The sequence below is a fragment of the Ruminococcoides intestinihominis genome, from assembly GCF_040096285.1.
Taxonomy (GTDB): domain Bacteria; phylum Bacillota; class Clostridia; order Oscillospirales; family Acutalibacteraceae; genus Ruminococcoides; species Ruminococcoides intestinihominis.
This window is the reverse complement of sequence record NZ_JBBMEY010000071.1, coordinates 1-5,943: the sequence shown is the minus strand read 5'-3', so window position 1 is coordinate 5,943 and position 5,943 is coordinate 1. Positions and strand designations below refer to the sequence as shown.

General features: G+C 34.1%; 5 protein-coding genes. 4 read left to right on the top strand and 1 reads right to left on the bottom strand.

Features of this window, described 5'->3' with window-relative positions:
• Positions 1–351 precede the first annotated feature (351 nt).
• The gene (locus WMO18_RS10465) at positions 352–1,242 is read right to left on the bottom strand and encodes a LysR family transcriptional regulator (protein WP_211147680.1); all 891 of its coding nucleotides are present in this window, start codon (positions 1,240–1,242) and stop codon (positions 352–354) included.
• Positions 1,243–1,509: 267 nt separating this feature from the next.
• On the opposite strand from WMO18_RS10465, the gene fabF reads away from it, so the two are divergent.
• From fabF to WMO18_RS10445, 4 genes are all read left to right on the top strand, one after another.
• Positions 1,510–2,733 carry a beta-ketoacyl-ACP synthase II gene (gene fabF, locus WMO18_RS10460; RefSeq protein WP_211147679.1) on the top strand — a complete coding sequence of 408 codons (1,224 nt, stop codon included), beginning with the start codon at positions 1,510–1,512 and terminating at the stop codon, positions 2,731–2,733.
• Positions 2,734–2,785: 52 nt separating this feature from the next.
• Entirely contained in the window at positions 2,786–4,447 is a 1,662-nt protein-coding gene (locus WMO18_RS10455; protein WP_211147678.1) for a class I adenylate-forming enzyme family protein, read from the top strand.
• Between the two features lie 4 nt (positions 4,448–4,451).
• Positions 4,452–4,871, top strand: a complete 420-nt coding sequence (locus tag WMO18_RS10450; RefSeq protein ID WP_211147677.1) for an acyl-CoA thioesterase — start codon at positions 4,452–4,454, stop codon at positions 4,869–4,871.
• A gap of 116 nt (positions 4,872–4,987) precedes the next feature.
• On the top strand, positions 4,988–5,584 hold the full coding sequence (locus WMO18_RS10445; RefSeq protein ID WP_496196870.1) for a manganese efflux pump MntP: 597 nt from the start codon (positions 4,988–4,990) through the stop codon (positions 5,582–5,584).
• Positions 5,585–5,943 lie beyond the last annotated feature (359 nt).

The following is a 5,943-nucleotide window of genomic DNA, read 5'->3' as shown; positions in this document are numbered from 1 at the left end:
TAATGTGAACTTATGCAAAAGTTTTTGAATAAAAAACTTTTGTAGTGAAGCCACTACCTCTTTAAACTATAATTTTGATATAGAACTTGGGTTGATTTATATAAAAAACTCATTGTATAGCGTATGTAGGGGACATCAGTGATGTCCCGTTGCAAATGTATCTTATTATGGGTATTATGTCTTATATTCTTATTTGAAATTAGTACAGACAAAAGCCCTTCTTGTGTAAAGGAGGGTGTCAGCGTTAAGCTGTCGGGAGGATTGTCACGGTAGATAGTGTACTCTATATAAAATGTGTACGATGGGATAAAAGTTATTATAAATTATAGGCAAATACAATAGTTATTACTCTTAAACATCCTCAACATTAATCTTACTTGCCTCTTTAAGAAACAACTTAGTACCGGGATTACGCATAGCTTTATTCCAAGTCATAATGTAGGAAATTGAAGTGTCAATACCCTTAATTCTATGAATTTCAAATTGACTGTTGAACATTGCTCTACATAGTGAAGTAGGCAAAATAGAAATACCGATTCCGGCTGATACTGCAGTAACTACTGAACGAACATCATCATATCTGTTTACTATGTTAGGAATAATGTTGTAGGTTCTGAATAAGTCCAAAATTTCCATATAAAGTATAGGACTGATGACCTCGGAAAGCAAAACAATATTTTGTTGATGAAGTTGGTCAAAGTCAATTCCACCACCGGCTAGTACACCTTTTTTGCTAATAACAGAAAGTGTGTCATCATAAGCATCAAGATGGTCAATATCCGGAGAATCAGGCATCATATCTCTAAGCATAAATACAATGTCATATTCATTGTTATCAAGTGCCAAAATTTCCTCACTAACTTGAATTTTCTTAATGTCAACTGTTATGTCCGGATATTTAGCCACAAACCCTTGTAGGTATTTACTAATATAAGGTCCACTTGTTTCGTCATAACCTACAGTAAGTTTACCGTCAATACCCTTCTGTAGCTTATCTATTATAAATGTTGCAGAGTTAAGGTTTTCAATAATTTCCATTGCATAGGGGAGAAGTGCTTTTCCTTCAGGAGTAAGTACAACATTTCTCTTTGTTCGAGAAAATAGAGATGCACCAAGTTCCTTTTCCATTTCTTTGATACCTCTTGAAACTGTACTTTGAGAAACAAAGTTCTGCCTTGCAGTCTCTGAGAAATTTAAATTCTGTGCAACAGAAACAAAATATTTAATTAAATTTATATCCATAAAGCTCACCACCTATTATTTATTAAAGAATATCATTAGAAAAGTATATTATAATTCTTAATAAGAATTATAATTATTATTTATGCAATATATGCATAAACTGATGTTGATTATAGATATTCAGCATTATATAGCTTATTGCTAAATTTTTCTTACTTTGATATAATTCTTATTGTAAGTTAAAAGAACATTAATGGTTTTATTTATTCTTGCTTTAGTGTGGACGCACACTAAAATATATACGCGTATTGAAAGGACTTTCACAAAATGAAGAAAATTGTAATTACAGGTATGGGTGCAGTTACACCAATAGGCATTGGTGTAGATGAATATTGGAAAAATCTGCTAGATGGCAAAAGTGGTATTGACAAAATCACTTCTTTTGACCCATCAGAACTAGCAGTTCAGTTTGCCGGAGAAATCAAGAATCTTAATCCAGCAGATTATATTCCTAAGCAAATTCTAAGACAAACAGACCCATTTATGCAGTATGCTTTTATTGCAGCAGAAGAAGCTCTAAAAATGAGTGAAGTAAAGATTGACCCAACAAGAACAGGTATCGTTATGGGTACTGCTCTAAACGGTATTGCAACAACTGCTTATACTCAAGAAGCACTGACAGGTGCTTCTCATAAAAAGGTCGGTCCTAGATTTATTCCTAAAATTCTAGGTAATGTTGCTGCTACACATATTGCAATTATGCACAATATTCAAGGCCCATCATTTACTATAAATACTGCTTGTTCATCAGGCGGTGATGCAATTTATACTGCTGCAATGTTAATGCAAGCCGGTAAGGCTGATACAATGATAGCAGTAGGTGCAGAAAGTGCACTATGTCCAATCGTTATCTACTCATTAGCTAACGCAAAGGCACTTTCTAAGAATAACGAAAATCCACAAACTGCTTCTCGTCCATTTGATGTTACCAGAGATGGTTTCGTAATTGGCGAAGGTGGTGGTGCACTTGTGCTGGAAACAGAAGAACATGCTCTTGCTCGTGGTGCAAATATTATCTGCGAACTAAAAGGCTGTGGCAACACAAGTGACGCTTATCATATTACTGCTCCTCATCCGGAAGGTGACGGTGCAATTAGAGCAATGAAACTGGCTATAGAAGAAGCCGGTATTAATTCTGACCAAATCGGTTACATTAACGCTCATGGTACTGCAACACACAAAGGTGATGTTGTTGAAGGTATAGCAATCAACTCAGTATTCGGTGACTATAAACCTTATGTTTCTTCAACAAAGGGTGCAACGGGTCATATGATGGGTGCAGGTGGCATTACTGAATGTATCACTTGTATCAAGGCAGTAACTGAGGGTGTTATTCCTCATACTCTTAACCTACATGAAGTTGATGAAGAAATCGACCTTAACCTTGTTAAGGATGAACCACTAAAGAAAGATATTGATTTTGCAATGAGCAACTCTCTTGGTTTTGGTGGTCAGAATAGTAGTGTAATTGTTGGTAAATATAATAAATAAAGTGGGCTAACCCTAAAGGTTTGTTCCATAATAAAAAGATAGAGGTTATTTTATGAGTTATACTTATGATATTACAATGTTTAAGGACACATTTGAACATGAATTTACATGGTTAAATGGCTTTATGCGAAATGTTCGCCGTTTTGGTTACAAAACTGCAATGGTAGATCCTCAAAAGGAACAAACCTGGACTTACGAAGAACTTAACAAAGATGCAAACCGTTTTGCAAATGCACTAAAAGCAAGTGGTGTGAAGAAGAACGATACTATACTTTATCTACTTCCAAATTCATCACAGTTTGCACTTTCATATATTGCACCACAGAAGATTGGTGCTATTAACTGTCCTGCTAACTTTAACTTAGCAGCAGGTGAAACTTCACTGCTTATTAATCACAATAAGCCTAAGGTGTTTATTTATGATTATGAATATATGCACGAAATGGAACAAGCATTGGCACTTTGTGTTGAAAAGCCTGAAGTTGTGCTAATGGTTGACTATGATAATAAGTGTGAAACTTTACCAAAGGGACATATCCGTTTTGAAGACTTTATGAAGGATGCACCTGATACTGACCCTGAAGTTGACTTTCAGCCTCATGTTTATGATGAAGTTACAAGACTGTTTACTTCCGGTACAACTTCACTGCCAAAGGGTGTACCACTAAATAACATTAACGAAGTACTTTCTGCTCATGATGTTATTATGCATTTCCCACTAAATCCAACTGATGTTACTATGAATATGACACCTTGGTTCCATAGAGGTGGACTACATTCAGGTGGACTTACACCAACATTTTATGCCGGTGGTTCAGTTGTAATTTTGCGTAATTATAACCCTAGAGTTTGTCTAACTTATGCTGAAAAGTATGGTGTAACTTTCCTTGTTGGTGTACCTGCAGTTTTAACTTCTCTTGCAACTCGTCAAGAAAAGCACCCTGTAGATTTATCAAAAATCAAGGGTATTGTTACAATGGGTTCACCACTTGAAAAGGCTCAGTGTATTCGTTTCCAAGAAACTTTAACACCAAATATTTTCAACGGTTACGGTACAACAGAAACATTCTGGAATACATTTCTTAGACCATATGATTTACCTGAAATGTCAGGTTCAGCAGGTCGTTCATGTACTGATGATGATGTTAGAGTTGTTAAGGCTTATGAAGACAAAAAAGCTGAACCTAATGAATTTGTAGCTAAAGACGGTAAAGAGGTTGGTGAAGTTATCATCAAGTCACCATCAAAGTCAACTATGTGCTACTTTGATAACCCTAAAGTTACAAAAGAAAAGTACTATAAGGGCTATCTATATACAGGTGACCTTGCTACTTGGGATGACAAAGAATATGTAACTATTGCAGGTCGTAAGGATGATATGATTATCTGTAGTGGTGAAAATATTTATCCACCACAGATTGAAGAAGTACTAAATATGCACCCTAAGGTTCAGGAAAGTATTGTTACTTCTGTACCTGACAAAACAAGAGGCGAAGTGCTTGTTGCTTATATTATCCCTGAGGATAAGTCAATTACAGTCAAGGAAATGATTGATTATTGTGATAAACACCCAAATCTATCAAAGTACAAATGTCCAAGATATTATCGCTTTGTTGATGAACTACCACATACTGCTACAGGTAAGAAACAACATTATAAGGTTAAAGAACAAGCTAAGAAAGACTTTGAAGCCGGATTATTATTAAGGAAGTGATTTTGTGAAATTTAAACCATATATTCGCAAAGTTAATTATTATGAAACTGACAGAATGTCTATTGTCCATCATTCTAATTATATTCGCTATTTTGAAGAGGCTAGAATATATGCAATGGAGCAACTCGGTTGTGATTTAATTGAAATGGAACGACAAAATATGATTATTCCTGTTGTTGATGTTTATGCTAAGTACCATAAGTCACTGTGTTGTTCAGATGAATTTGCAGTTTATATTAAGATGACTTATTTTAATGGTGTAAAGCAGAAGTTTGATTATGAAATTCGTTTTACTTCTGATAATTCATTGGCTTGTACCGGTCACTCAACCCACTGCTTTGTAAACGAAAATCATAAACCGATTTCTATTAAGAGAATTAACCCGGAAATTTATAACAAATTTATGAGTGCAGTTGAAGAATAATAATTCATTTCTTTAAATAAAATTTCATATGAATATATAAAAGGAAGATATTTACAAAGTGTTTACAAATATCTTCCTTTATTGTATTATAGAGAGCAGAGTTCAAAGAAAAGAGAATTATTATGAGTTTAGTTGAAGTTATCTTATTGGCACTAGGGCTTTCAATGGACGCATTTGCAGTTTCTGTATGTAAGGGCTTGGCAATCCCTAAGATTAATTTTAAGACAATGGCAGTATGTGGTCTGTGGTTTGGGGGCTTTCAGTTTTTGATGCCTATGATTGGTTACCTTTTAGGTGCCGGTTTTACAGGCTACATTACAAGTATCACACCTTGGATAGCGTTTGTTTTGCTTTCTTTAATCGGTGGTAATATGATTAAGGAGTCACTTTCTAAGAAAGAAGAAAAGGCTAACGATAGTTTAGGTGTAAAGATTATGTTTACAATGGCTATTGCTACCAGCATTGATGCTTTAGCAGTAGGTGTTACCTTTGCTTGCGTTGATGTTAATATTTCTTCAATGCTTGGAGATTTCTTAAATACAACTATAGCATCAATTATTATTGGTATTACAACATTTATAATTTCATGTATTGGTGTGAAAATTGGCAATATCTTCGGTCTAAAGTATAAGAACAAAGCAGAACTCGCCGGTGGTATTATCCTTATTTGTCTTGGTATCAAGATTTTACTAGAACATTTTAATATTATTTAAAAGAATTAAAATAAGCCTTTCATAGGGCTTATTTTTCTTTTGTGGAAAGCGAATATTTACACCAAAAATCTTGCAAAAATCCCCATAATTCTCTTATGTAAAATTAAAAGAAACAGTATGTAAAATAATAGGAAAAATAGGGAGCATAATATCTAACTTTAGACTTTTAAAAACAAGTTCTATTGTGTAAAATAGGGAAAATAAAATATAGTATTTACAACCGACAAAATATTTGTTAAAATTTTAACAGAACTTAAAAAAGGAGTTATAATCTATGGCTAACAATATTGTAGATTCAGTAGAAGCACTAGAAGCAAAACTAGCACAGGTTAGAGAAGCACAGAAGAAATTCTCAACAT